This window comes from Aureimonas sp. CAS, from assembly GCF_059838215.1.
Map to the genome: position 1 here is coordinate 3,456,667 of NZ_CM187563.1, position 23,978 is coordinate 3,480,644.

Here is a 23,978-nt window from a genome sequence, read left to right on the forward strand (position 1 = left end):
CGGGCCGGTCAGCCCGAGATGTCGACGATCCCCGCCTCGCCCTCCTCCGTGCCGAAGGCGAGGAAGCGGCCGGTCGGGTCCCAGCCCATGGCCGAGATCGCCGCGTTGCCCTGGCGGCGCAACAGCGCCTCCTTGGCGTCCTCGATGCGAACGGCGAGGATCATGCCGTCGGCATAGCCGATGGCCACCACGTCGTCGGTCGGATGGCAGGCAACCGAGACCGCCATCGTGTCGCCGCGCGTGCCGAGTTCGAGCGGCGCCTTGCCCATCGGCCCGTCTTTGCCCGTGAAGGGCCAGAGGATGGCGGCGGGCGCGCCGGAGGTGGCGAGGAAGCGGCCCTTCGCCGACCACGACCAGCTCTTCACCTTCACCGGATAGCCGGTCATGCGCATGTGCTTGCCGTCGTCGAGCCGCCAGCCGTGCAGGGCGTTCTCCTGCATGGCGGTGACGAGAAAGCGCCCGTCCGGCGAGAAGCAGACGTCGGTGTGGGCGCCCTTCCATTCCAGCCTTTGCGGTTCGGCGTCGGTGCCGGCGAAGTAGAGATTGGCGCCGTCGTAGCGCGCGGTCGCGATCCGAAGGCCCTTGGGCGCGAAGGCGACGTCTTCCACCGAGCGCGGATGGGCGAACTCGCGCACCCGCCCGCCGTCCACCACATAGGCCGAGCGGCCGCTGGCGAAGGCGAGCGCGCCCTTCGGGCCGCCGGCCACCGCGTTGATCCACTTCGAGCGCCCGACGCTCGCGAACTCGATCTGGGTGCCGTCCGGCTGCGTGGCGACGACGCGCCCGTCCTCGCCGCCCGTCAGGAGGCGATGGGCGAAGGGATCGGCGCGGGCGACCAGAAGGCCGCCCTCGTGGGTGTCGAGCGCCGTCTCGCCGCCGGCCGGAAAGCGAACCGTGCCGTCGCTGAGCGCGAAGACCGGGCGGTCCTTCAGATAGAGGGCGGCCTCGACATGGCCTTCGAACTGGTAGGGCGCGATCGAGGGCATCAGGCGGCGGCGGGCTTCTTCAGGCAGGAGCGGAACTCGGCCTCGAGCCGCGCGGCGTCCAGCTCGCGGCCGATGAAGACGAGCCGGCTCTGCCGCGTCTCGTCCTCGCGCCAGGCGCGCTGGTGGTCGCCCTCCACGATCATGTGGACGCCCTGGATGACGTAGCGGTCCGGATCGCCGGCAAAGGCGAGGATGCCCTTGAGCCGCAGGATGTTGGGCCCTTCCGTCTGGGTCAGGGTCTGGATCCAGGGGAAGAAGCGGTTCTGGTCGAGCTCGCCGCCGGAGAGCGACACCGACTTCACCGTCACGTCGTGGATCGGCGCGACCTCGCCGTGATGGTGGTGGTGTCCGTGACCGTGCCCATGCCCATGATCGTGCCCGTGATCATGCGTATGCCCATGATCGTGATCGTGCGAATGGCCGTGATGGTCGTGGCCGTGATGATGGTGATCGTGGTCGCAGTCGGGGCCGCAGACATGCTCGTCATGCGCCTGTTCGGCCTCGACCAGGAAATCGGGGTCCTCGTCGAGGACGCGGGACAGGTCGAAGGCGCCCTGCCCGAGGACGCGCTTCAGATCGATGCCGGCGCGGGTGGTGCGGTGCATCACCGCATGCGGATTGATCGCGCGCACGGTCGCCTCGACCGCCGCCAGCTCCTCCGGGGAGACGAGGTCGGTCTTGTTGACGAGGACGACGTCGGCGAAGGCGATCTGGTCCTCGGCCTCCTTGGAGTCCTTCAGCCGCAGGCCGAGATGCTTGGCGTCCACCAGCGCGACGACGGCGTCGAGCTTGGTCTTGGCGCGCACGTCCTCGTCCATGAAGAAGGTCTGCGCGACGGGGACGGGATCGGCGAGGCCCGTCGTCTCCACGACGATGGCGTCGAAGCGACCCTTGCGCTTGGTCAGCCCCTCCACGACGCGCACGAGATCGCCGCGCACCGTACAGCACACGCAGCCATTGTTCATCTCGTAGATCTCTTCGTCGGTCTCGACGATGAGGTCGTTGTCGATGCCGATCTCGCCGAACTCGTTGACGATGACGGCGTAGCGCTTGCCGTGATCCTCCGAGAGGATGCGGTTGAGAAGCGTCGTCTTGCCGGCCCCCAGATAGCCGGTGAGGACGGTCACGGGGATCTGGTCGTTCGTCTTCGCGCTCTGGCTCGTCTCGGACATGGTCGCTACTCCTTCGCGGCTCGCGCCCCGATATAGGCAAGGCGCGCGGGGAATGCACGAGGGGGAGCCGGCCGTTGTGCGGCGCCGTTTCTTCGGCGCCTGACGACTTGTTGCGCCGCGTCCTGTCCGAAGCTACACCCGTCGAAGTCCTGCCACGGCGCGACGGGAGAGTGGTGGCTCAGAAAGTCAAACTGTCGACCATCGCGGAACGGCTCGGCCTGTCGACGGCGACGGTCTCGCTGGCCTTACGCGATTCGCCGCTGGTCGCGGAGGTCACGCGCGAGCGCATCAAGGAAGAGGCGCGCGCCACCGGCTATATCTACAACCGCCGCGCCGCCAGCCTCCGCACCTCCAAGTCCGGCATCGTCGGCGTGTGCGTGGCCGACATCATGAATCCGTTCTTCGGCGAAATCCTGAAATCGGTGGAGAGCGAGCTCGACCGCCACCGCCAGACCTTCGTCCTCTGCAACCACTACGACGCGCTGCCCAAGCAGCGGGCCTTCGTGGACACCATGCTGCAACTGGGCGCCGACGGGCTGATCATGTCGCCCTCGGTCGGCACGCCCGCCTCCGACATCCGCCTCGCGGAGGAGAACGACCTGCCGGTGACGCTGATCGCGCGCACCGTGGAGGGCTCGGGCGTCACCAGCTTCCACGGCGACGATCGCTTCGGCATGCGGCTCGTCGTCGATCATCTGATCGCGAGCGGACATCGCCGCATCGCCATGGTGGGCGGCACGGACGCGACCTCCACGGGCCGCGAGCGCGAGCGCGGCTGGCGCGAGGCGATGGAGGCGGCGGGGCTGGAGGCCTCGGCCGAGCTCCGCATCAAGGGCCCGCGCGACCGCCATTCGGGCTTCGACGCGGCCGCGGCCGTGCTCGCCGTTCCCGACCGCCCGACGGCCATCGCCTGCTTCTCGGACCTCGTCGCGCTCGGCCTCATGTACGGCCTCTCGCGCGAGGGGCTGCGGCCGGGCGTCGACATCGCCGTCACCGGCTACGACGACGTGGACGAGGCCGCCATCGCCATGCCCTCGCTCACCACGGTCGCCAACGGCCAGAGCGAGGTCGGCCGGCGGGCGGCCGACTGCCTCGCCGCGCGCCTGTCGGGCGCGCCTGCCGTGGAGGCGGTCGAGCTGATCACGCCCGAACTCAAGATCCGCCAGTCGAGCGCCTGCCGACCGGGCGGGGCCTGACATTTCCAATGACGCCACGGGAGACGCCGTCATGACCGATTTCAAGTCCGTTCGCATTCTGGTCCCGGGCACGTTGAACCCCGACACGTTCGAGACGCTGAAGGCCACCTTCGACGTCCGCCATCTGCCGTCGAGGAACATCGCCGATCTGCCCGAGGAGGAGCGCGGCTCGATCGTCGGCCTCGCCGGCTTCAACGCGGCGCCCGCTCCGCTGATCGATTCCCTGCCGAACCTCCAGATCATCGCCAATTTCGGCGTCGGCTACGACGGGGTGGACACGAACCACGCGGTCGCCAAGGGCATCATGGTGACCAACACGCCGGACGTGCTGACCGAGGAGGTCGCCGACACCGCGCTCGGCCTGACGCTGATGACGCTGCGCGATCTCGGCCGCGCCGAGCAGCATCTGCGCGCCGGCAAATGGGCGTCCGACGGCCCCTTCCCGCTGACGCACACGACGATGCGCGGACGCCGGGCGGGCATCATGGGGCTGGGGCGCATCGGGCTGGCGATCGCCAGGCGGCTGGAGGCCTTCGGCGTCGAGATCGCCTATCACAACCGCTCCCGGCGCGACGACGTGACCTACGCCTATCACGACAGCCTGGAAGGGCTCGCGCGGGCGGTCGATCTCCTGATCATCGCCGCGCCCGGCGGCGCTTCCACCGACAAGGCGGTGAACGAAGCGGTGCTGAAGGCTCTCGGGCCTGACGGCGTGCTCATCAACATCGGCCGCGGCACGACGGTGGACGAGCCGGCGCTGATCGAGGCGCTCGAGAACGGCACGATCAAGGCCGCCGGCCTCGACGTCTTCGAGAAGGAGCCGCACGTGCCGCAGGCGCTCATAAACGCGCCGAACACGGTCCTCCTGCCCCACGTCGCCTCCGCCTCGCGCCACACGCGCCGGCAGATGGGCGAGCTGATGATCGAGAATCTGAAGCGTTGGTTCGCCGGGGAGAACGTCGCCACGCCCGTGGCCGAGGCCGTGAAGGCCGGGGTGAAGCAGGCCGGCTGACGGGCCGTCTCCGGCCTTCGGGCCGGTTTTTCCTTCCTCGTGAACGACCGACGGGACGGCACGCGCGCCGTCCCGTTTTCGTTCGCGGGATGGGTTTTGGACACCGACGACCGGCGGCGGAGGGTTCGTTAACGCTCAGGTAAGATTAAGAATGCGATACTGGCGCTAAGTCTTCTTTCAGGAATGCCGTCATGAACTTTGCCGCCATGGTCCTGTCCGCCGGCGTTGCCGGCGCTTTGCTCGCCTACAACCTGCAGGGCGACGCCATCGCCGCCGGCGACAGCCTCGCCGCCTCGATGCGTCCCTCGCCCGAGATCACGGGCTCGCTCCTGCCCGACGCCCGCTCCATGCCGACCGCCGCCATGCGCGTGATCGACCTGCGGTCGGGCAAGAGCTGCAAGGTCGCGCGGCCCGACCCGTCCGACACGAGCCTGAAGCGCGCGCCCATCGGCCCCGAATGCGCCACCTCGCCCCATCTCGGCCGCGTCGCCTACTGGCGCACGACCGAGGACGGCGCGCTGATCATGGCCGACCGGCGCGGCCAGACGGTCCTGGAGTTCGCGCCCGCCGACGGCGCGCTCTACGAGTCGGTCTTCCCGGCCAACGAGGTCATGACGATCGTCCCCGCGCGGGGCTGATCGCGCTTTTCCACGAGCGTCTTCGGCCGGGTCCCCTTCTTCGCCGGCGCGTCGCCTGCAGCGTCAGCCCTCGCGAAAACTCTCCAACGGCCGCTTCTGCCGGCCGTCCGCGTCGAAGTTCGACGGGTCGAGCCAGGCCTCGAAGGCCGCCTTGAGCGCCGGCCATTCGGCGTCGAGCACCGAGAACCACGCCGTGTCGCGGTTCTCGCCCTTCACGATCAGATGCTGGCGGAACAGCCCCTCGTAGCGGAAGCCGAGGCGCTTGGCCGTGCGCTTGGAAGGCTCGTTGCGGTCGTTGCACTTCCACTCGTAGCGCCGGTAGCCGAGCTCGTCGAAGACGCGGCCCATCATCAGATACTGCATCTCGGTCGAGGCGAGGGAGCCCCGCAGACCGCGCGAGAGCGCGATGTTGCCGATCTCGACGACGCCGTTGGCCCGATCGATCCGCATCAGGGAGGCGACGCCCGCCGCCCGGCCGGTCCCGTGCGGGATCACGGCGTGGAACATCTGGTCGCCGGCGAGATAGGTTCGCGCGGCGAAGTCGCGGAACCGCGCCTCGCTCTCGAAGGGCCCGTAGGCCAGCCAGCGCCACATCTCAGGCTCGTCCCGCGAGAACGCCTCGTAGAGCTCGACGAAGCGCCTTTCGTCGACGATCGGCTCCACCGTCACCGTGCGTCCCTCGATCGGCTCGGAGCCGGGCCAGGGGCGGGGAGACCAGTTCGACAGATCGCTCATGGGTGGGCTCTCAGGAAGGCGAAGACGGCCTCACGGATCGCCGGATTGCCGAGCGGCAGGGCGGTCGCGAAGGACGAGATGGGGACGATGTGGTTGACGCCCTCGAACAGGCGCAGCTCGACGCGCCCGCCCGCCGAGCCGATGGCATCCGCCATCGAAACGGAGTTCGCGGGCAGGACCGTCGTGTCGGCCGTGCCGTGGACGAGGAGCGTCGCAGGACCCCGTCCGTCGGCATAGTTCACCGCCTGACTCTGGTCGCGCGTCGGCGCGGGGAAGACGCGCTCGTAGCGCGCCTCGGTCAGCGGCAGGAAATCGTAGGGGCCGGCGAGCCCGACGAAGGCCGAGAGGCGCTGGCGCGACGAGCCGGCGGCGGCCAAATAGCGCCCGTCGAAGGCGAGGAGCGCGGCGATCTGCGCGCCCGCCGAATGGCCCATCAGGGCGATGGGATGCCGCCCGGCCGGGACCCCGTGCGCACCGGCACTCGCGGCCCGGTCGATGGCGGCCACGGCGCGCGCCCCGTCCTGAACGAAGCCGGGGAAGGTGACCTGCGGGTACAGCCGGTAGTTCGGGACGGCGAGGATGAAGCCCTGCGCGGCGAAGGACTGGCCGACGAAGCGGTAGATGTCCTTCGAGCCCGAATCCCAGGAGCCGCCGTGGACGAAGACCACGACGGGCGTCTGCGGCGTGGCGCCGTCCGGCACGTAGAGGTCGAAGCGCTGGCGCGGGTCCGGCCCGTAGGGAATGTCGTTCGTCGCCGTGTAGCCGGCGCGCGAGGTGACGAGGTTGAGGGCGTCGGTGGCGCAGGCCGTGAGGAAGAGGGCGAGCGCGGACAGGAGCGCCGCGGGGTTGAGGAAGCGGCGCATCGGTTCGGGCTCAGGCCTGCCGTTTCAGGCCGGCGGCCTCGCGCGACAGGCGCGTCACCTCGTCGAAATCCCCCGCCTCGAGCGCGGCCTTGGGCGCGACCCAGGAGCCGCCGACGCACACGACGTTGGGCAGCGAGAGATAGTCGCCGACATTCGTCGTCGAGATGCCGCCCGTCGGACAGAAGCGGACGGTCGGGAAGACCGGGGCGAGGGCCTTGAGAAAGGGCGCGCCGCCGAGCTGCTCGGCCGGGAAAAATTTCAGCACCGAGTAGCCGCGCTCCATCATCGCCATCAGCTCGGACGGCGAGGCCGCGCCCGGCAGGAGCGGGCAGGAGGAGGCCTCGGCGGCGTCCAGCAGCTCCGGCGTTCCGCCCGGCGAGACGATGAACCGCGCGCCCGCGCCCTCGGCCTTGTGGAAATGGTCGCGCGTCAGGATCGTGCCGGCCCCCACGATCGCCTCCGGCACCTCCTTGGCGACGGCGCGGATGGCGTCGAGCGCGGCGGGCGTGCGCAGGGTGATCTCGATCGCCGGCAGGCCGCCGGCCGCGAGCGCCCGCGCCAGCTTCACGGCCCCGTCCGCGCTCTCGACGGCGACGACCGGGATCACCGGCTGGCCCTGAAGCACCTTCAGGAGCGGCTCGACCTTCTGCACCATGGGATCGACCTTCTATCGCGGGCGCACGGCGCCCAGGAACCGGAGTGCCTTATCCCAGGTCCAGGGGGTTCGCAAAAGCGCGGCGTGCGGATCGTCGTCCCGCCGCGCGCCGTCGGAGTTCGCCAGCACGTCGAGGAAGCCGTCGCACCAGTTGGCCGCCGTGTTGGAGAAGACGCGGGCGCGCATGAGGTCGTAGCGCCGCCTGCGCTCCTCCAGCGGCATCTCCAGCGCCACCTTGAGGGCTCGGGCGACGTCGTCGGAGGAATAGGGGTTCACGATGAGCGCGGCGTCGAGCTCGGCCTTGGCCCCGGCGAAGCGCGACAGGATGAGGACGCCCGGATCCTCCGGGTCCTGCGCGGCGACATACTCCTTGGCCACGAGGTTCATGCCGTCGCGGAGCGGCGTGACCATGCAGATGCGGGCGGCGCGGTAGATGCCCGCCAGCGCCTTGCGCGTGAAGCCGCGCGTCAGGATCTGCATCGGCGCCCAGTCGAGCGTGGCGAAGCGGCCGTTGATGTTGCCGGCGAGCTGTTCCAGCTCCTGGCGCAGCTCGGCATAGGCGTCGAGCTCGCCGCGCGAGACCGGCGCGACCTGCAGGAAGCGGACCTTGCCGTGCGCCTCCGGATGGTCCTCCAGAAGCTGCTCGAACCCCCTCATGCGGTGCAGGATGCCCTTGGAATAGTCCATCCGGTCGACGCCGACGATCTGGGCGCGGCCGTTGGCCATGCCGAGCATCATCGCCTCGTGCTCCTTGGCCTCGTCGGAGCGGGCGAACTCGGCGAAGCCCTCCGCGTCGATCCCGATCGGGAAGGTGCCGCAGCGCACCCGCCGCTCGCCGACCCGCAGGATGCCGTCCTCCAGCTCCTCGGCCTCCAGCTCCTCCACGCAGAAGGCGACGAAGTTGCGCCGGTCCACCTCGGTCTGGAAGCCGACCACGTCGTAGGCGAGCATGGCCGAGACGAGGTCGAGCGAGGCGGGGAGGGCGCCGAGGATCTCCGGCGGGCAGAAGGGGATGTGCAGGAAGAAGCCGACGCGGCCCTCATAGCCCTGCTGGCGCAATTCGGCGCCGAGATAGAAGAAATGGTAGTCGTGGACCCAGACGAGGTCCTCCTCGCCGATCATCGGCACGAGCCGCTCGGCGAAGCGCTTGTTGACGGCGCGGTAGACCCGGTCGGACTCGCGGTCGTATTCGGCGATGTCGAGCCGGTAGTGCAGCAGCGGCCAGAGCGTGCGGTTGGCGTAATGGAGGTAGAAGCCCTCGGCCTCCTCCTCCGTCAGGTCGATGGTGGCGAGCGTAGTGTCGCCGTGCGTCTCGGTCTTCAGCTCGCAGTCCGAGCCCTCCTCCGAGGTCTCGCCGCTCCATCCGAACCAGAGCCCGCCGCGTCGGCGCAGCGCATCCGCAAGCCCCACCGCCAGACCGCCGGCCCGCCCTTCGTCGGACAGCGGCCCGACGCGGTTGGACACGAAGACCAGTCGTCCCTCACCGTTCCTCAATGGTCCGTCCTCCATCGATTCGCGCGAGCCCACCATCGACGCATGTTCACGCCCTGCCAAGGGCGCCGTGTCTCAGCCAGGCGTGGACGGCGGAGACGTCGGCCAGCCGTGCCCGCGCCACGCTCTCGCCCTCGCCGACCTTGATCCCGACCCCGCCGGCCTTCTGAACCGCCGCCATGGCGTATTCGTCGGTCGTGTCGTCGCCGACATAGAGGGGGAGGCGCCCGGCGAAAGCGGCCTCGTTCAGGAGCGCGGCGACGGCCACGCCCTTGTCCATGCCGGCGGGGTGCACCTCGACGATGCGGTTGCCCGGCATCACCTTGAACCCGTCCTCCTCGGCCACGGCCCGGGCCATGGTTTCACGTGAAACCTCTTCCAGCTCGGGGTGCTCGCGATAGTGGAGGACCAGGGCCGAGCCCTTGTCCTCCAGCCGCAGGCCCGGATGGGCGGCAAGCGCGTCCGTCAGGCGCGATCTGATGCGGTCGAGGGCGTGCGGATCGACCGAGCGCTCGATCGCGGCCTTCGGGGAGCGCCGCAGCTCCAGGCCGTGGACGCCGGCCGCCGCGAAGGCGAGGGGGGAGAGGAACCGGTCGAGATCCTCGATGCGGCGTCCCGAGACGATGGCGAGCGCGCCGGAGAGGCGTTCGGAAAGCGCGGTGAGGCTGTCCAGCGCGTCCGGCTCGATCGCGACCGCGTCCGGGTCGTCGCGAAAGCCGACGAGCGTGCCGTCGAAATCGAGAAAGAGCGCGTGGCGGGACGGGTCGAGCGGGGACGGTGTCTGCATCGACCCGCATCTAGGGGGCGCTGCGGCGAAGGCCACGATCAGAGTGGTCATGATGGAGGGCAGGGTTGGTCGATGCGTTCCCGCCCTTGAACGAACACCCCCCTCTGCCCTGCCGGGCATCTCCCCCTCAAGGGGGGAGATCATTCGCTAAGAGGCATGCGCATATCCGGACGGGTCGCCATGCCGTCAACCTGCGATCTCCCCCTCTTGAGGGGGAGATGGGCGGCAGCCCAGAGGGGGGTCCGAAGCAGAGCCGCGCCGGACTGACGTCACCCCAACGCCCGCCGCGCCGTGACCAGCGCGGCGGCGATCTTCTCGTCGTAGCGGTTGCGCGCGAAGCCCGGCCCGTTGTAGCGGCGCGCGAAGCCGGCATGGTCGCCGCGCTCCAGCAGCCGGTGCAGATGGCCGAGCTTCAGGAAGCGTGCCCCGATCTCCAGCTGGCCGGCGGCCGAGGCGCGGGCGGCGGCCGCCAGTTCCAGCGCGCTTTGATAGCCGAGCGCCCGCCAGTGCGAGCCCATCACCTGCGCGAGGCCCCAGGAGGCGGAGGCATAGGCCGCGGCGGCGTCGATCGAGGCGGCGCGGGCCAGAAGCGCCCAGCGGGAGGCCTGCGTGCGCGGATTGCGCACCGCCCCCGCGCGGGGATGGGACAGGCCGGCGGTCCGCGCGATGCGCCGGGACTCGCCGGACAGGAGCCGGTCGAAATAATGCCCCTCGAAGCGGATCAGCGGCTCGCGCCGGTCCCCGACCGGGGCGAAGGCCCGCGCGTTCGTCTCGACGATCGCGATCGCGAGGAGGACGGCGGGCGAGATGCCGTTCGCCGCGCCCACATTTTTCGCCGCCTCGATGATGTCCGCTTCGATCCTCATGCCGGCCTCCGTTCTTCGGAAAAGCCTTCATTGTCCGCGAGGATCGGGGAAGGGGGATAAGTTCGGAGGATGGGAGGCGAGGCGCCGTCCGAGTCGTCGTGCACTGCGGCGGTCGAACACCCCCCCTCTGGGCTGCCGCCCATCTCCCCCGCAAGGGGGGAGATCATTCGTTGGGATGAATGCGCTTCGTCCTGCCCCGGAAAGTAGCCGACCGCCGCAACCGCGATCTCCCCCCTTGCGGGGAGATGCCGGCAGGCAGAGGGGGGCGCCGTAGAGCGCGTCGCCGGGGCGCCGTCGAAGCGTCGGCGTCCGAGAACGCTCTGCGCGCCCCTACGCCGCCTCGGCGAGGGCCTTGCGGCCCTCTTCGCGCTCCGCTGCGCGCAGCGAGGCGCCGGAGACGGGCCGGGCGCCCATGTCGCCGGCCATCTCGTTGGCGATCATGTCGGCCGTGATGGCCGAGAGCGTCCAGCCCAGATGCCCGTGGCCGGTGTTGTAGTAGACGCCCTTGCGGCGTCCGGCGCCGACGCGCGGCATCATGTCCGGCATCATCGGGCGAAGGCCCGCCCAGGGCACGACGGACGCGGTGCCGATGCGCGGGAAGCGGTGGCGGCACCAGGCGACGAGCGGCTTGATGCGGTCCCAGCGGATGTCGCGGTTCTCGCCCGCGAACTCGGCGGTGCCGGCGATGCGCATGCGGCTTTCGCCCAGGCGCGAGGTGACGATCTTGGCCTTGTCGTCGAGGAGCGAGACCCAGGGCGCGCCGGCCCGGCTCTCCTCGTCCTCGAGGTTCACCGTGATCGAATAGCCCTTCACCGGATAGATGTTCACCCGGTCGCCGAGCTGCGCGGCGAAGCGGCGCGAGGCGACGCCCGCGCAGACCACGACCGCGTCGTAGCGGTCCAGGCGCTTGGGCTCGTCGGTCGTCTCCCACTCCACCGTGACGCCGTCCTCGTCGTGGCGGAGCTGCGAGACGTCGGCGTCGTAGCGGATCGTGACCCCGGCGCGCTCGCAGGCGTCGGAGAGGCCGCGCGTGTATTTGTGGATGTCGCCGGTGAAGTCGCTCTCGGTGAAGAAGCCGCCGTGGAAGGTGCCCGCCAGCGTCGGCTCGATGGCGTGGATTTCGTCGTTCGTCAGCGCCCGGCGCGACAGGCCGCCCTTGGCGTAGAGCTTCGTCACGCGCTCGGCGTGCTCGTATTCGGACTTCGATTCGTAGACGTGGAGGATGCCGCGCTTCTCCAGATCGAATGAGAAGCCCTCCTGTTCGGCCATGCCGACGAGATGCTCGCGCGCCGCGATCGCCATCTTCACGGTCGCGATCGTGTTCTCCTCGTAGGAGCGGGCGGCCAGGACGAACTCCGCCATCCAGGACAGCTTGTGCCAAGTGGGCGCGGGATGGACGAGGAGCGGCGCGTCCTTCTTCAGCATCCACTTGATGCCCTTGATGAAGGTCGCGGGGTTGTTCCAGACCTCGGCGTTGGAGGCCGAGAGCTGGCCGCCATTGGCGAAGGAGGTCTCCATGCCGGCGAAGGGCTGGCGGTCGAAGACCGTCACGTCGAAGCCCTGACGCATCAGCTTGTAGGCGGTGGTGATGCCGGTGATACCCGCGCCGATGACGGCGACGGTCTTGGCGGAGGAAGCAAGCATGAGGCACGATCCCGATCGAACGCCGGCGCTCTGGCTCGAAGCGTTCTCGTCGTGCCCCTCTCCGTCATTGGCCTGAGAGCTTCACGGCAGCCGGAGAATTCCAGTCGTCCGCTTTCTCCTTCGGCGGACGGACGCGGAAGCGCCCGTCACTCTCCGGATTTCAAAACGCCGCGCGGTCCGTTTGCCTGAGAGATTCCGGGGCGGTTGCTCCTTCGGCGCCGGCCCGTTCGGACCGGTCTCTCCCGCAGCGGCGGTCGATGAGAGGACGATACAGGAGGCCTACCCACCGGGCAAGATCAAAGAATAGGCAGTCGGGACGCCGAGGGCGGTGCCGTCGTCGCTCCCGGTGTCTTGGCGTCGAGTCCTTCATGCCCTCATCCGGCTGCCGCCACCTTCTCCCCGCAGGGGAGAAGGCGAAGCCTCGACGCCGCGCTCGTCCAGGAGCCGAAGACTGCGCCTATGCCGCGATGCGCTGACCGGACCCCGTGTCGAACAGGTGGAGATGCGCCGGGTCCGCCACGGCGGTGACGCCGTCGCCGATCTCGTGGCGGGCGTAGCCGGGCAGGCGCACGGCGATCTCCGGCCCGCCGCCCCTCGGCGTGCCGTAGACGTAGCTCTCCGCGCCGACGATCTCGACCGCCGAGACGGTGAGGTCGAAGGCGGGCCGGCCGGCCGGGGCCGAGCCGTTCTCCGCCAGGGCCATGTGCTCGGGGCGCATGCCGAGCGTGCGGCCGGGCGCGATGTCGGAGCGGGAATCGAGGCCCGAGACGTGGGCGCCGGTCTCAGTGCCGATCGGCACGAGATTCATGGCCGGCGAGCCGATGAAGGAGGCGACGAAGAGCGAGGCGGGCCGCTCGTAGAGCTCCAGCGGCGTGCCGACCTGCTCGATGCGGCCGGCATTCAGCACCACCAGCCGGTCGGCGAGGGTCATCGCCTCCAGCTGGTCGTGGGTGACGTAGAGGCTGGTGGTCTTCAGCCGCTTCTGGAGCGAGCGGATCTCGGCGCGCATCTGGACGCGCAGCTTGGCGTCGAGATTGGACAGCGGCTCGTCGAAGAGGAAGGCCGCCGGCTCGCGCACGATGGCGCGGCCCATGGCGACGCGCTGGCGCTGGCCGCCCGAAAGCTGGCGCGGCTTGCGGTCGAGCAGCGCCTCGATCTGGAGATTGGCGGCCGTCGCCTGGATGCGCCGCTCGATCTCGGCTTTCGGGGTGCCCTGGTTCTTCAGCCCGTAGGAGAGGTTCTGACGAACCGTCATGTGCGGGTAGAGCGCGTAGTTCTGGAACACCATGGCGATGTCGCGCTGGGCCGGCTCCAGGCCGTTCACCACCTTGTCGCCGATCCGAACCTCGCCGCGCGTGATCGATTCCAGCCCCGCGACCATGCGAAGGAGGGTCGACTTTCCGCAGCCCGAAGGCCCGACGAGGACGACGAACTCGCCGTCGGCGATCGAAAGGGACACGCCCTTGACCGCTTCCTCGGTGCCGCCGGCATAGGTCTTGCCGACCTCTATGAGATCAATCGAGGCCAACTCACTTCTCCGTTTCGACGAGGCCGCGCACGAACCAGCGCTGCATCAGGACCACGACCGCCACGGGCGGGAGCATGGCGAGGATCGCCGTCACCATGACGATGTGCCACTGCGTCTCGGCGTCGGCGAAGGAGATCATCCGACGCAGGGCGATGACGATGGTGTTCATGTCGTTGGTGGTGGTGATGAGCAGCGGCCAGAGATACTGCGTCCAGCCGTAAATGAACATGATGACGAAGAGCGCCGCGAGGTTGGTCTTCGACAGGGGCAGGAGGATGTCCTTGAAGAAGCGCCAGGGACCGGCGCCGTCGACGCGCGCGGCCTCCACGAGCTCCCCCGGAATGGTCAGGAAGAACTGTCGGAAGAGCAGCGTCGCCGTCGCCGAGGCCATCAGCGGCACGATGAGCCCGGCATAGGTGTTGATGAGCCCGAGATCGACCATCACCGCATAGGTGGGGAGGATTCGGACCTCGACCGGCAGCATCAGCGTGATGAAGATGATCCAGAAGAAGGCCATGCGGCCGGGAAAGCGGAAGAAGACGATCGCGAAGGCCGAAAGCAGCGAGATCGCGATCTTGCCCACCGCGATGCCGAGCGCCATCACGGTGGTGTTGAACAGGAGCCGGTCGGCGCCCACGCCCCCGGTCTGGCGCACGCCCCCGAAGAGCGCCTGTCCGTAGTTCTCCAGGAACCGGTCGCCCGGCAGGAGCGGCAGCGGCGGGCGCAGGATCGTCTGGAGCGAATGGGTCGAGGCGACGAAGGTGTAGTAGATCGGGAAGGCGACGATGAGGACGCCGAGGATCAGGATCAAATGCGCCGTGTAGCGCGAGAAGCGGCTGATCCCGAGCGGGGCGCTCTCTTCGGCGCGGCCGAGCTTTTGCGCCGTGCCGGCGGGTCTGGTGGCGGCATCAGGCATAATGGACGCGCCTTTCGACGTAGCGGAACTGGAAGGCCGTCAGCGCGATCACGATGACCATCAGGATCACCGACTGGGCCGCCGAATCGCCGAGGACGAGATTCACGAAGCCGTCGTGATAGACCTTGTAGACGAGCGTCTCGGTCGCCTTGCCCGGCCCGCCGCCCGTCACCGCATGGATGATGCCGAACGTGTCGAAGAAGGCGTAGGTCGTGTTGATCACGAGCAGGAAGAAGGTCGTCGGTGCCAGCAGCGGAAAGACGATCGTCCAGAAGCGCTTGGGGCCGGACGCGCCGTCGATGGCGGCGGCCTCGATCAGCGTCTTCGGGATCGCCTGAAGCCCGGCGACGAAGAACAGGAAATTGTAGGAGATCTGCTTCCAGGCCGCTGCCGCGATGACGAGCGCCATGGCCTGATCGCCCTTCAGGAGCGGGTCCCAGGCAAAGCCGGCGGAGCGTAGGCTGAAGGCGAAGGTGCCCATGGCCGGGTTGAACATGAACAGCCAGACCATGCCCGCGATCGCCGGGGCGATGGCGTAGGGCCAGATCAGCATGGTGCGGTAGAAGCCCTTGCCGCGGATGATCTTGTCGGCCTGGACGGCGAGAAGAAGCGCGATCGCCATGGCGAAGAAGGCGACCAGCGCGGAGAAGACCGCCGTGTTCTGCAGCGCGTTCAGATAGGCCGGGTCGGACAGGACGCGGCGGAAGTTGCGCAGGCCGACGAAGCTGGAGGAGAGGCCGAACGGGTCCTCGCGCAGCACCGACTGATAGAGCGCCTGGCTGGCCGGCCAGTAGAAGAAGATCGCGATGATGACGAGCTGCGGGGCGAGCAGCACGTAGGGCAGGACCTTGTTGGGAAAGACCACGCGGGGCGTCATCGTTCGGCTTTCATGCGTGGTCGCGCTTTCTCGTGGAGCATTGCGGCGGCGGGCCCCCCTCTGGGCTGCCGCCCATCTCCCCCGCGAGGGGGGAGATCACGCGGTAGGAGCGCCGCCGAATCGTCTTCGACGCCTCGGAGGGCGCACTTCGATTTGAAACTGCCGATCTCCCCCCTTGAGGGGGAGATGCCCGGCAGGGCAGAGGGGGGCGAGCCGCCGCGACCTCGAAGGACGACGACAGCCCGCCCCGTCCGGTCAGTTGCCGAGGGCTTCCTGGATGGCGGCGTTGCCGCGCTCCACGGCCCGGTCCAGCGCTTCCTGCGCCGTCTGCTGGCCGGCCAGCATCCGCTCGAACTCCTCGTTCTGAATGTCGCGGATCTGCGGCAGGTTGACGAGGCGCACGCCGCGCGAGTTCTCGGTCGGCTCCTTGCCCATCATCTGCGAGATCGGGATCTCGCGGCCCGGGTTCTCCTCGTAGAAGCCCGATTCCTTCGTCGCCTCGTAGGCGGCGAGCGTCACCGGCAGATAGCCCGAGACCTGATGCAGGCGCGACTGGATCTCGGTCTGCGACAGGAACTCGAAGAAGGCCGCGACGCCCTCGTATTCCTCGTCCGACTTGCCGTCGAAGACCCAGAGCGAGGCGCCGCCGGGGATGGTGTTCTGCGGCGCGCCCTCGGCTTCCGGATAGTAGGGAAGCTGGCCGAGCCCGTAATTCATGCCGGAGTTGATGACGTCGCCGAGACCGCCGGAGGACTCGGTCATGATCGCGCACTCGCCCGACAGAAAGAGCTGCTTGGCCTCGGAGGTGCGGCCGCCGTAGCGGAACGTGTCGTCGGCGGCGAGATCGGCGATGTTCTGGAAGTGCGTGACGAACTGGCCCTCGTTGATCTTCAGCTCCACGTCGGAGCCGGCGAGGCCGTTCTCGTTGGTCCCGTACTGGAGGTTGTTCCAGGCCGCGAAGTTCTCCAGGCCGATCCAGGTCAGCCAGGTGGAGGTCAGGCCGCAGGGCGCCGCGCCGGACTCCTTGATGGTGCGGGCGGCCTCGAAGACCTCCGGCCAGGTGGTCGGCGGGGTCTCGGGGTCGAGACCGGCTTCCTCGAACAGGTCCTTGTTGTAGTAGAGGATCGGCGAGGAGGAATTGTAGGGGAAGGACAGCATCGTGCCGTCCGGGCGCGAATAGTAGGCGACGATGCCCGGCAGATACTGCGAGGGATCGAACTCTGACCCGCCCATCGACAGGATGTCGGCGACCGGCTTCACCGCGCCTTCGGCGTTCATCATCACGCCGGTGCCGACGTCGAAGACCTGGATGATGTGCGGGGCCTGGCCGGCGCGGAAGGCGGCGATACCGGCGTTCAGCGTCTCGGGATAGGTGCCGCGATAGGCCGGGACGACCCGGTAGTCCGACTGCGATTCGTTGAATTCCTTCGCCAGCGTCTCGACGACGTCGTTGTTGGCGCCGGACATGGCATGCCACCACTGGATCTCGGTCTGCGCCGAGGCGGGCATGGCGAAGGCGACGGAGGCCAGGAGCGCAGCTCCACCGGCCCTTGCGAGGGTGTTCTTCATGTCAAATCGTCTCCCCAGGGGGCCGTTCTTCAAGTGACGGCGTCGTCCTCCTAACGACGCTGCCCGACGGCTGCGTGAAACTTCTATGACAGTTCGGTGACGCGTGAAACCCCTGGCTGCGCTCGCAAAACGCCGCGCCGACGGAAATACCTGTCGCGGTAAACGCCGCAGAACACGCTCGAGGGCGCGGCGCCGGACCATCACAGGCTGAATCCTGCGCCGTCGCCGGCAACCTCGGGTGCGGTCAGCGCCGTGTCAGACGCCGGCGCGCGGCTTCGACGCCGATCTCGACCAGCGTGCGGTGGGTGATCGTCATGGCGAGCGCGGCTTCCTTGCGGCTCGTCAACACGTCCGCCTCGATGCGCGAGAGCGTCGAAACGAGGCCCGCGCGGTCCCAGGCCGCGGCGGCGGCCAGGAGCGCGTCCTTGCGCCGGAAGTGCGGCCGGCGCTTCTCCACCGCCGCGCCGACGGTCGCGCCGCCCGCCTCCACCTCCTCGCGGATCGACAGGAGCTGGTGGAAGTGGCGCAGCAGCGCCGAATGGAGCTGGAAGGTGGAGGTGCCGGACGAGGTCAGGCGCTCGATCAGCTCGGGCAGCTTGCGCACGTCGCCGCCGGCCGCCGCGTCCACCGCCTCGTCCACCGTCTCGGCCGACACGTCGCCCACGACGGCCGCCACGTCCTCCTCGGTGATGCCGGGGCGCCCGTGGGCGTAGAGACAGAGCTTGCGGACCTCGCCGCGCGAGGCCATGCGGTCGGCGCCGAGCCGGCTCTTCAGGAGCTCGCGCGCGCCGCGCTCGATGACGAGGCCGCTCGCCCCCGTCTCCTCGTCGATCATGCGGTCGAGCGCGCGGCCCTCGTCCTGGTAGCAGGGCAGGGCCATCGCGGCGTGGCCGCGCTCGGCGTTGAGGCGCAGGCCCGAATTCTTCTTCAGGTCGCCCGCCTCGATGACGACGACGGCGTCCCTCGGCGGGTCGGCGGCGAGATCGGAGACGGCGTCGGCCAGATTGCGGCCGTTGCCCGCACCCTTCACCCGGATCAGCCGGCGCCCGCCGAAGAGGCTGATCGTGCGCGCCTCGTCGAAGAGACGGCCGATCTCGCGCTCCAGCTCGTCCGCCTGCAGGAGGACGGAGGCGAAGGGGTCCGAGCGATCGACGCCGGACTTGTCCGCGATCGCCTCGGCCCGTTCGGCGACGAGGCCGGGATCCGGCCCGTAGAGCAGGATCACCGGAAAGGCGTGGTCGGGCCGCGCCAGGAAGGCGTCGACCTCGCCGGCGCGCTTCTGGGCCATCAGGTCCGGGGCAGGGCGGCGGCCGAGGGCTGCCCGGAGACGTCGCCGCGAAGGATGGGCGCGATGGCGAGGGTGATCTGCGCGGCCAGCGTCTCGCCCGCGTTCTGCCGCGCGTTCAGAAGCGCGCGCTGGGCGGCGAAGAGCTGGTCCGACCGGTCGTAGGGCGAGGTGGCGAAGCGCGAACCGCGCGCCACGATCCGCCCGTCGGCGACGCGGGTCACCGTGTAGGTGGCGCTCATGCGGTAGACGCTGGCGCGCGGCGTGCCGCTGCCGCCCTGGATCGAGACGGCGGAATCCGATCCGGAGACGGCGAGCGTCACCTGATAGATCGGGTCGCGCACCGGCTCGGCGCCGTTCAGCTGGAACAGAAGCGCGTTGCGCAGGATCTGGTCGGTCCGCGCCTGCGCCTCCACGACGGCGATCCGGCCGCGAAGCTGGGCGAGCGCGGCGTTGGAGGCGCCGGTCGCGGGATCGATCGACGTGGTGCCGTAGAGCGGCGCGGCCTGACAGGCGGCGAGGGCCAAGGCGAGGCCGAGCGCGGCGGCGCGGCCGGCGCGGCGCGTGAAGGTGCTAGAGGACGACATTGACGATCCTTCCCGGAACCACGACCACCCGCTTGGGGCGCTCACCCTTCAGCGATTCGCGCACGAAGTCGAGGGCGAGAATCATCGCCTCCACCTCGTCCTTGCCGGCCTCCGCCGGCACGCGCACGTCGCCGCGCTTCTTTCCGTTGATCTGCACCGGCAGCACGATCTCGTCGTCGCGCAGGAGCGCCGGATCGACGCTCGGCCAGGGCGCGGCCGCCACGAGCTCGTCCCGGCCCAGCTCCCGCCAGCACTCCTCGGCCAGATGCGGCATCATCGGCGCGAAGAGGCGCACGAGGATCGACAGCGCCTCAGCGCCCGCCGCGCGCAGCGATTCATCGGCCTGCACCGCCTCCGGCTGGAGCGCGGCGAAGAGCGCGTTGACCAGTTCGTAGATGCGCGCGACCGCCTTGTTGAAGGCGAGGCGCTCGATGTCGTCGGCCACGCCCGCGGCGGTGCGGTGGGCGGCGCGGCGCACATTCGTCGCCGCCTCGCTCCACGCGCCGTCGAAGCCGCCCGTCGCCGGCCCGGCGTTCTCGGCCACCAGACGCCAGACACGCTGCACGAAGCGGTGCGCGCCTTCGACGCCCGCCTCCGTCCAGATCACGTCGCGCTCGGGCGGCGAGTCCGACAGCATGAACCAGCGCGCGGTGTCTGCGCCGAGCGAGGCGATGATGTCGTCGGGATCGACGACGTTCTTCTTCGACTTCGACATCTTCTCGATGGAGCCGATCTCGAGCGGTGCGCCGTCCGAGAGGCGCCGGGCGCGGCGCTCGCCGCCCTCCTCGAAGAAGTCGACGTCGACCGGCGGCACCCATTCGCGCGCCGTGCCCTCGCCGAGCGTCCGGTAGGTCTCGTGGACCACCATGCCCTGCGTGAACAGGCCCTTGAAGGGCTCGGCCACGTCCATGTGGCCGGTCGCGCTCATCGCCCGCGCGAAGAAGCGCGAGTAGAGGAGATGCAGGATCGCGTGCTCGATGCCGCCGATATACTGGTCCACCGGCAGCCAGCGGTCGGCGATCGCGGGAACGGTCGGCGTTTCGGCCTGCGGGCTGGTGAAGCGCGCGAAGTACCACGAGGAATCGACGAACGTGTCCATCGTGTCCGTCTCGCGCCGGGCCGGGCCGCCGCATTGCGGGCAGGCGACGTGGCGCCAGGTCGGGTGCCGGTCGAGCGGGTTGCCGGGCGTGTCGAACTCGACCTCCGGCGGAAGGGTGACGGGCAGGTTCCCGTCCGCCTCGGGCACCGCGCCGCAGGTCTCGCAGTGGATGACCGGGATCGGGCAGCCCCAGTAGCGCTGGCGCGAGATCAGCCAGTCGCGCAGGCGGAACCGCGTGACGCCCCGGCCGGACCCGCGCGCCTCGAACCACTCGATCGTGCGCTCGATCGCCTCCTCGCCGGTCGCCTCGCTTACGCCCGCGAACTGCTCGACATAGACGACGCGCTCCGACTTGGCCGGCACCAGCGCCGTGTCGGCGATCTCGTTCGTCTCGCCGGGCATGTGGAAGGCGTTGCGCACGAGGAGGTCGTATTTGCGGGCGAAGTCGAGATCGCGCTGGTCGTGCGCCGGGCAGCCGAAGACGGCGCCCGTGCCGTAGCCCATCAGCACGAAATTGCCGATCCAGACCGGCAGCTCGCGGTCCTCGGCCGGATGGCGGACGGTGAGGCCGGTGTTTCGGCCGCGCTTCTCGGCCTTCTCCAGCGCCTCCTCCGAGGTGCCGATGCGCCGGCACTCGGCGTTGAACTCGGCCAGCGCCTCGTCCTTTGCCTCCAGCGCCAGCGAGAGCGGATGGTCGGGCGAGATCGCCACGAAGCTCGCGCCGTGCATCGTGTCCGGGCGCGTGGTGAAGCAAGTGATCGCCTCGAAGCCCGCCGTCGGCGTCGTCAGGGCGAAATCGACCTCGAGCCCACGCGACTTGCCGATCCAGTTGCGCTGCATCAGCTTCACCTTCTCCGGCCAGCCGGGAAGGCCGTCGAGGGCGGCGTCGAGATCCTGCGCGAAGTCGGTGATCTTCAGGAACCACTGCGTCAGGTCGCGCTGCTCGACGAGCGCGCCCGAGCGCCAGCCGCGCCCGTCGATCACCTGCTCGTTGGCGAGCACGGTCATGTCGACCGGGTCCCAGTTGACCTTGGCGGAGCGCCGCTCGACGAGGCCGGCCTTCCAGAAGTCGAGGAACAGCTTCTGCTGATGGCGGTAGTAGGCGGGGTCGCAGGTGGCGAATTCGCGGGACCAGTCGAGCGACAGGCCCATCGTCTTCAGCTGGCCCTTCATCGTCTCGATGTTGGCGTAGGTCCAGTCGCGCGGGTTCACCTTGTTGTCGCGCGCCGCGTTCTCGGCCGGCAGGCCGAAGGCGTCCCAGCCCATCGGATGCAGGACGTTGAAGCCCCTGGCGCGCTTGTAGCGGGCGACGACGTCGCCCATCGCGTAGTTGCGCACGTGGCCCATGTGAATGCGCCCCGAGGGATAGGGGAACATCTCCAGCACGTAATAGGGATCGCCGCCGGCGGCCGTGTCGGTTTCGAAGAGCTTCGCCTCGTCCCAGGCCTTTCGCCAGCGCGGTTCGGAGCTTTTCGGATTGTAGCGTTCGGTGGCCATGGAAGATCGTCGATCGGTCAGAATGTCGGCTGGGCGTTCGGAACGGTTCTTAGCCGCTCCCGCCGCCGGACGCCATGCCGGTCGGATCAGCCGTGCGCGGTGAGGAGATGGGCGGCCGCCGCCGCGAAGAAGATGGCGATCGAGCCCTCGATGAGGCGGCGCGCCCGCGCGTAGAGCGCGACCATCGGCGCGGAGGAGAAGACGAGCGCGTAGGTGGAGAAGATCGTGATGCCGAGCGCGATGCAGCCGACGAGGATCATCGGCAGGACATGCGCCGGCATGCCCGGCCGAAGGCCGAGCGACATGATCGAGATCCAGCCGAGGATCGCCTTCGGATTGGTGAGGTGGATGAGCAGGCCCCGACGGTAGAGCGTGCCGTAGGAGACGCTGCCGGGCGCGCTCGCGCCCGGGTCGATCGGGCGCGCGGTCATCGCGGCCTTCGCCGCCTTGTAGGCGAGGAACAGAAGATAGAGCCCGCCGACGATCCGAACGATCGTCATGGCCCCGGCATAGGTGGCGAGGACGGCGGAGAGGCCGCTCGCGGCCAGACACGCCCACGTCGCCGAACCGGTGATCGTGCCGCAGGCGAAGGCGAGGGCGGGGCGCCGGCCCTGGCGCATCGCCGTGCCCATGATCGCCATGTTGCTCGGCCCCGGGCTCGCCGTGGTCAGGACGTAGGCGAGATAGACCGGCAGGAGATGGGTCAGCGTCTGCATCGTCGATCGTCCGAGCGGGGGCGGGCCGGACGCGCGAGCGCTCGGAGCCCGAAAGCTCTAGCATGGGCCGCGTGGGGATACAGCCGCCGCGCGTTCGACTTCGCGCGGCGGCTTCCCTACTTCGCGGGGCACGAAGCGTTGTCGACGGAGAGGCGAGATGGGATCGCGGACGATGAAGGCGGTGATCGCGAACGGGGCCGGCGGGCCGGAGGTGCTGACCTTCGTGGAGCGCGAACGGCCCGAGCCGGGACCGGGCGAGATCCTGGTGCGCATCCGCGCGGCCGGCATCAACCGGCCGGATGTCGCGCAGCGCAATGGCGGCTACCCGCCGCCGCCCGGCGCCTCCGACATTCTGGGGCTGGAGTTCGCCGGAACGGTCGAGGCGCGGGGCGAGGGCGCCGAGCGCTTCGCCCTCGGGGCGCGGGTGATGGGGCTGGTCGCGAGCGGCGGCTATGCCGAATATGTCGTCGTCCACGAGACCAACGCCTTGCCCGTCCCGGACGCTCTGTCCGACGTCGAGGCGGGCGCCGTGCCGGAAACCTTCTTCACCGTCTGGACCAACGTCTTCGAGCGCGCCCGCCTGCGGGCCGGCGAGACGATCCTGATCCATGGCGGCTCGTCGGGCATCGGCACGACGGCGATCCAGCTCGCCAAGGCCTTCGGCGCCAGTGTGATCGCGACGGCGGGCAGCGCGGCCAAGCTCGACGCCTGCCGGGCGCTCGGCGCCGACGTGCTCATCAATTATCGCGATGAGGATTTCGTCGAGGTGGCGAAGGCGGCGACGGACGGGCGCGGGCCGGAGGTCATTCTCGACATGGTCGGCGGCGACTACGTGCAGAAGAACCTGCGCCTCGCCGCCGTGGACGGCCGCATCTCGCAGATCGCCTTCCTGAACGGCCCGAAGGTCTCGCTCGACCTGACGCCGCTCCTCGTCAAGCGCCTGACGCTGACGGGATCGACGCTCCGCGCGCGGTCCGTGGCGATGAAGGCGGAGATCGCAGACGCGCTGGCCGAGCACGTCCTGCCGCTTCTGGCGGACGGTCGCGTCAGGCCGGTCATCGACACGGTCGTGCCCTTCGCGGAGGTCGCGAACGCCCACCGGCGCATGGACGAGGGCTCCCATGTGGGCAAGATCGTCCTGACGATGGGCTGAGCGACGTGCCGACGATGGACCCGGCATCGCGGATGACGGTGCCGGAGGCGATCCTCTTCGATCTCGACGGGACGCTCGCCGACAGCCTGCCGTCGCTGGCCGCGATCACCAATGCGGTTCTGCGGGCGCGCTCGCGAGAGGAACAGCCCGTCTCGCGCCTGCGCCTCTTCGTGGGCGACGGGCCCGCCAAGCTGGTGGAACGGGCGCTGGAGGCGACGGGCGGCGCCTCGGCGCAGGAGGCGAGCGACGCGGTCGCCGAGTTCATGGCGCTCTACGAGGCCTCGCCGGTGGAAGGCACCGTTCTCTATCCGGGCGCGGCGGCGTGTCTCGATGCGCTTTCGGGCGCCGGCATCAAGCTCGGCATCTGCACCAACAAGCCGGAGGCCGTGTCGCGGCTTCTCGTCGGCGGCCTCGGCCTGCTCGACCGCTTCGGCGCCCTCGTCGGCGGCGACAGCTGCGCGGTGCGAAAGCCGGCGGCCGAGCCGGCGCTGGAGGCCTGCCGCCGGCTCGGCGTCGATCCGGCGCGCAGCTGGTTCGTCGGCGACAGCGAGCACGACGTCGCCTGCGGCCGGAGCGCCGGCTGCGCGGCCACGATCCTCGTCACCTACGGCTATCTGCGCGTGCCCGTCGAGGAGATCGAGGCGGACGCTCTCGCGGGCGACCTGCGCGAGGTCGCGCGCCTTGCCCTGAGCGCGAGCGGCTGACG

At 69.6% G+C, this 23,978-nt stretch carries 22 protein-coding genes and 1 riboswitch; of the genes, 5 read left to right on the forward strand and 17 right to left on the reverse strand.

What is annotated here, in order from left to right; genetic code table 11:
* Positions 1 to 8: 8 nt before the first annotated feature.
* Positions 9 to 986, reverse strand: coding sequence for a WD40 repeat domain-containing protein (locus AC6R2M_RS16700; RefSeq protein ID WP_500484086.1), 978 nt, complete (start codon positions 984 to 986; stop codon positions 9 to 11).
* Positions 986 to 2,158, reverse strand: coding sequence for a CobW family GTP-binding protein (locus AC6R2M_RS16705; RefSeq protein WP_500484088.1), 1,173 nt, complete (start codon positions 2,156 to 2,158; stop codon positions 986 to 988). The genes AC6R2M_RS16700 and AC6R2M_RS16705 overlap by 1 nt, the downstream gene beginning before the upstream one ends.
* A 173-nt stretch (positions 2,159 to 2,331) precedes the next feature.
* Here AC6R2M_RS16705 and AC6R2M_RS16710 point away from each other — a divergent pair, with 173 nt between their 5' ends.
* From AC6R2M_RS16710 to AC6R2M_RS16720, 3 genes are all read left to right on the forward strand, one after another.
* Positions 2,332 to 3,354 carry a LacI family DNA-binding transcriptional regulator gene (locus AC6R2M_RS16710; RefSeq protein WP_500484090.1) on the forward strand — a complete coding sequence of 341 codons (1,023 nt, stop codon included), beginning with the start codon at positions 2,332 to 2,334 and terminating at the stop codon, positions 3,352 to 3,354.
* 31 nt (positions 3,355 to 3,385) lie between these two features.
* A complete protein-coding gene (locus AC6R2M_RS16715; protein ID WP_500484092.1) occupies positions 3,386 to 4,366 on the forward strand; it encodes a 2-hydroxyacid dehydrogenase in 981 nt (326 codons plus the stop codon).
* A gap of 191 nt (positions 4,367 to 4,557) precedes the next feature.
* On the forward strand, positions 4,558 to 5,004 hold the full coding sequence (locus AC6R2M_RS16720) for a hypothetical protein (RefSeq protein WP_500484094.1): 447 nt from the start codon (positions 4,558 to 4,560) through the stop codon (positions 5,002 to 5,004).
* A gap of 63 nt (positions 5,005 to 5,067) precedes the next feature.
* Here the strand turns inward: AC6R2M_RS16720 and AC6R2M_RS16725 are convergent, their stop codons facing one another.
* From AC6R2M_RS16725 to AC6R2M_RS16795, 15 genes are all read right to left on the reverse strand, one after another.
* Positions 5,068 to 5,739, reverse strand: a complete 672-nt coding sequence (locus tag AC6R2M_RS16725; RefSeq protein WP_500484096.1) for a GNAT family N-acetyltransferase — start codon at positions 5,737 to 5,739, stop codon at positions 5,068 to 5,070.
* A complete protein-coding gene (locus tag AC6R2M_RS16730) occupies positions 5,736 to 6,602 on the reverse strand; it encodes an alpha/beta hydrolase (RefSeq protein ID WP_500484098.1) in 867 nt (288 codons plus the stop codon). The genes AC6R2M_RS16725 and AC6R2M_RS16730 overlap by 4 nt, the downstream gene beginning before the upstream one ends.
* A 10-nt stretch (positions 6,603 to 6,612) precedes the next feature.
* Complete coding sequence (locus AC6R2M_RS16735; protein ID WP_500484100.1) at positions 6,613 to 7,257, reverse strand: 2-dehydro-3-deoxy-phosphogluconate aldolase; 645 nt, start codon at positions 7,255 to 7,257, stop codon at positions 6,613 to 6,615.
* Between the two features lie 12 nt (positions 7,258 to 7,269).
* On the reverse strand, positions 7,270 to 8,751 hold the full coding sequence (locus tag AC6R2M_RS16740; protein WP_500484102.1) for an alpha,alpha-trehalose-phosphate synthase (UDP-forming): 1,482 nt from the start codon (positions 8,749 to 8,751) through the stop codon (positions 7,270 to 7,272).
* Positions 8,752 to 8,797: 46 nt separating this feature from the next.
* The gene (gene otsB, locus AC6R2M_RS16745) at positions 8,798 to 9,535 is read right to left on the reverse strand and encodes a trehalose-phosphatase (RefSeq protein WP_500484104.1); all 738 of its coding nucleotides are present in this window, start codon (positions 9,533 to 9,535) and stop codon (positions 8,798 to 8,800) included.
* A gap of 269 nt (positions 9,536 to 9,804) precedes the next feature.
* Entirely contained in the window at positions 9,805 to 10,401 is a 597-nt protein-coding gene (locus tag AC6R2M_RS16750) for an N-acetylmuramidase domain-containing protein (RefSeq protein WP_500484106.1), read from the reverse strand.
* A gap of 330 nt (positions 10,402 to 10,731) precedes the next feature.
* Positions 10,732 to 12,045 carry a D-amino acid dehydrogenase gene (locus tag AC6R2M_RS16755; RefSeq protein WP_500484108.1) on the reverse strand — a complete coding sequence of 438 codons (1,314 nt, stop codon included), beginning with the start codon at positions 12,043 to 12,045 and terminating at the stop codon, positions 10,732 to 10,734.
* Between the two features lie 163 nt (positions 12,046 to 12,208).
* A riboswitch (glycine riboswitch) is annotated at positions 12,209 to 12,300 on the reverse strand.
* Between the two features lie 202 nt (positions 12,301 to 12,502).
* Entirely contained in the window at positions 12,503 to 13,573 is a 1,071-nt protein-coding gene (locus AC6R2M_RS16760; protein WP_500484110.1) for a sn-glycerol-3-phosphate import ATP-binding protein UgpC, read from the reverse strand.
* 1 nt (position 13,574) lies between these two features.
* The gene (gene ugpE, locus AC6R2M_RS16765) at positions 13,575 to 14,489 is read right to left on the reverse strand and encodes a sn-glycerol-3-phosphate ABC transporter permease UgpE (protein WP_500484112.1); all 915 of its coding nucleotides are present in this window, start codon (positions 14,487 to 14,489) and stop codon (positions 13,575 to 13,577) included.
* On the reverse strand, positions 14,482 to 15,366 hold the full coding sequence (gene ugpA / locus AC6R2M_RS16770) for a sn-glycerol-3-phosphate ABC transporter permease UgpA (RefSeq protein ID WP_500484114.1): 885 nt from the start codon (positions 15,364 to 15,366) through the stop codon (positions 14,482 to 14,484). Before ugpA ends, ugpE begins: the two co-directional genes overlap by 8 nt.
* Positions 15,367 to 15,621: 255 nt before the next feature.
* Positions 15,622 to 16,935, reverse strand: coding sequence for a sn-glycerol-3-phosphate ABC transporter substrate-binding protein UgpB (gene ugpB, locus AC6R2M_RS16775; RefSeq protein WP_500484115.1), 1,314 nt, complete (start codon positions 16,933 to 16,935; stop codon positions 15,622 to 15,624).
* 244 nt (positions 16,936 to 17,179) lie between these two features.
* Positions 17,180 to 18,223 carry a DNA polymerase III subunit delta gene (gene holA, locus AC6R2M_RS16780; RefSeq protein WP_500484117.1) on the reverse strand — a complete coding sequence of 348 codons (1,044 nt, stop codon included), beginning with the start codon at positions 18,221 to 18,223 and terminating at the stop codon, positions 17,180 to 17,182.
* Positions 18,223 to 18,807 carry a hypothetical protein gene (locus tag AC6R2M_RS16785; protein ID WP_500484119.1) on the reverse strand — a complete coding sequence of 195 codons (585 nt, stop codon included), beginning with the start codon at positions 18,805 to 18,807 and terminating at the stop codon, positions 18,223 to 18,225. Before AC6R2M_RS16785 ends, holA begins: the two co-directional genes overlap by 1 nt.
* Positions 18,794 to 21,403: a leucine--tRNA ligase gene (gene leuS, locus AC6R2M_RS16790; RefSeq protein WP_500484121.1), complete on the reverse strand. Its 2,610-nt coding sequence runs from the start codon at positions 21,401 to 21,403 to the stop codon at positions 18,794 to 18,796. The genes AC6R2M_RS16785 and leuS overlap by 14 nt, the downstream gene beginning before the upstream one ends.
* Before the next feature lie 86 nt (positions 21,404 to 21,489).
* Complete coding sequence (locus AC6R2M_RS16795; RefSeq protein ID WP_500487636.1) at positions 21,490 to 22,110, reverse strand: LysE family translocator; 621 nt, start codon at positions 22,108 to 22,110, stop codon at positions 21,490 to 21,492.
* Between the two features lie 166 nt (positions 22,111 to 22,276).
* On the opposite strand from AC6R2M_RS16795, the gene AC6R2M_RS16800 reads away from it, so the two are divergent.
* Both AC6R2M_RS16800 and gph read left to right on the forward strand, forming a co-directional pair.
* Positions 22,277 to 23,272: an NAD(P)H-quinone oxidoreductase gene (locus tag AC6R2M_RS16800; protein ID WP_500484123.1), complete on the forward strand. Its 996-nt coding sequence runs from the start codon at positions 22,277 to 22,279 to the stop codon at positions 23,270 to 23,272.
* 14 nt (positions 23,273 to 23,286) lie between these two features.
* Positions 23,287 to 23,976, forward strand: coding sequence for a phosphoglycolate phosphatase (gph, locus tag AC6R2M_RS16805; RefSeq protein ID WP_500484125.1), 690 nt, complete (start codon positions 23,287 to 23,289; stop codon positions 23,974 to 23,976).
* Positions 23,977 to 23,978: the final 2 nt, after the last annotated feature.